This is a genomic window from Brachybacterium sp., from assembly GCF_052095815.1.
Lineage (GTDB): Bacteria > Actinomycetota > Actinomycetes > Actinomycetales > Dermabacteraceae > Brachybacterium.
In genome coordinates this window covers 1-1,578 of record NZ_JBQDLF010000101.1, presented here as the reverse complement: position 1 = coordinate 1,578, position 1,578 = coordinate 1, and the positions used below count along the sequence as shown (strand labels likewise).

The 1,578-nt window shown below is 64.8% G+C and carries 3 protein-coding genes; 2 read left to right on the top strand and 1 reads right to left on the bottom strand.

Annotated elements, in window-relative coordinates:
- On the bottom strand, positions 1-360 hold a 360-nt coding region (nrdI, locus tag ACTH43_RS18520; protein ID WP_441446350.1), incomplete at its 3' end, for a class Ib ribonucleoside-diphosphate reductase assembly flavoprotein NrdI.
- 300 nt (positions 361-660) lie between these two features.
- Between nrdI and ACTH43_RS18515 the strand changes: the two genes are divergently transcribed.
- Complete coding sequence (locus ACTH43_RS18515; protein ID WP_096196558.1) at positions 661-969, top strand: transposase; 309 nt, start codon at positions 661-663, stop codon at positions 967-969.
- The coding region (locus ACTH43_RS18510; RefSeq protein WP_441446348.1) for a DDE-type integrase/transposase/recombinase at positions 966-1,578 on the top strand (613 nt) is incomplete at its 3' end. The genes ACTH43_RS18515 and ACTH43_RS18510, both read left to right, overlap by 4 nt.

Below are 1,578 nucleotides of genomic sequence, written 5' to 3'. Positions count from 1 at the left end.
AGGGCCGGCGAGGCAGTAGTGCTCGCCGAAGTTCGTGTTCCCCGCCGTGATCACCCCCCGGATCAGTGCCCGGTTCGCGGGGTCGTTGAGGAACGAGATCACCTGCTTCGGCACCGCCCCGGCACGTTCCCCGCCGCCGTACGTGGGGACCACGAGCACGAAGGGCCGCGCGACCCGGATCAGCCCCTCCACTCGTGGCCGCAGCGGGATACGGACCGCGGGCTGGTCGAGCCGGTCGACGAAGCGGCGGGTGTTCTCCGACACGCTTGAGAAGAACACGAGATCAGGCGACTGGGCGGCGGCGAGTTCGCGCACTGAGGGCGCTGCGCGCCGGGACTCAGGTGGGGGTGGCATAGCGATCCTCCTCGCTCTCTCTGGCTGTGACGCGCCACGCCACCAACCACTACATGTTGTGCCTCACCGATGTTTGGAGCGGCGTATCTAGGAATAACATCGATGTGGTTCACTTGTCTACGCCACGCCGCTGTTTGTAACTACGGCTTGCCGAACACTATGCTGTGGGGCATGAGACGAACACCCACGGACGAGCGCAGCGAGGGTGTGTGGCTGGAAGCCATCACGTTGTTCCAAGGGACTGCCGCACGGATAGGTGACATCTGATCTGGCTTGCCCACTGGGCGGCCTGGAAGGATGTGCACCATGCCTGCTCCCTATCCCCAGGAGTTCCGCGAAGATGTCGTGCGTGTGGCCCGGTCCCGTGAGGACGGCGTCACTCTCGCGCAGATCGCGAAGGACTTCGGCGTCCACGAGATGACGCTGCATAAATGGATCCGTCAAGCCGACATCGATGACGGAAGCCGCCCCGGAAAGACCCGCGAGGACTCCACCGAGCTGCGCGACGCCCGCAAGAAGATCCGGCTGCTCGAGCAGGAGAACGAGGTCCTGCGCCGTGCCGCCGCCTACCTGTCCCAGGCGAACCTGCCGGGAAAAGGTTCTACCCGCTCGTGAGCGAGCTCGCCGCTGACGGCATTCCCGTCGCGGTGTCCCTGCGGGTCCTGAAGCTCTCCCGCCAGCCCTACTACCGCTGGCGGCACCAGCAAGTCACCAAGGCCGAGGTGGTCGAGGCCTACCGGTCCAACGCGTTGCTGGACGCTCACCTCGACGACCCCGAGTACGGCTACCGGCTCCTGGTCGACGAAGCCGCCGAGGCCGGTGAGGAGATGTGTGAGCGCACGGCGTGGAGGATCTGCCGGGACAACCAGTGGTGGTCGGTGTTCGGTAAGAAGCGCGGCAAGAACGGGAAGCGCCCCGGCCCGCCGGTTCACGACGATCTCGTGAAGCGGGACTTCTCCGCCGATGACGTCAACGAATTGTGGCTGACCGACATCACCGAGCACTGGACCGACGAGGGCAAGCTCTACCTCTGCGCCATCAAAGATGTGTTCTCCGGCCGGATCGTGGGCTACTCGATCAGCGACCGGATGAAGGCTCGTCTTGCGGTGAACGCCCTGGACAACGCGATATCCAGGCGTCGAGACGCCGCAGGTTGCATCGTGCATTCGGATTATGCCGAGGTTTGTGTTAAGCCGAGGAGCTCGGTGTCTGGCGTGGTTGGAG

Bases quoted from the DNA above. Each gene is read 5' to 3' on its own strand.
- ACTH43_RS18515 (WP_096196558.1), top strand. From the start codon at position 661: ATGCCTGCTCCCTATCCCCAGGAGTTCCGCGAAGATGTCGTGCGTGTG.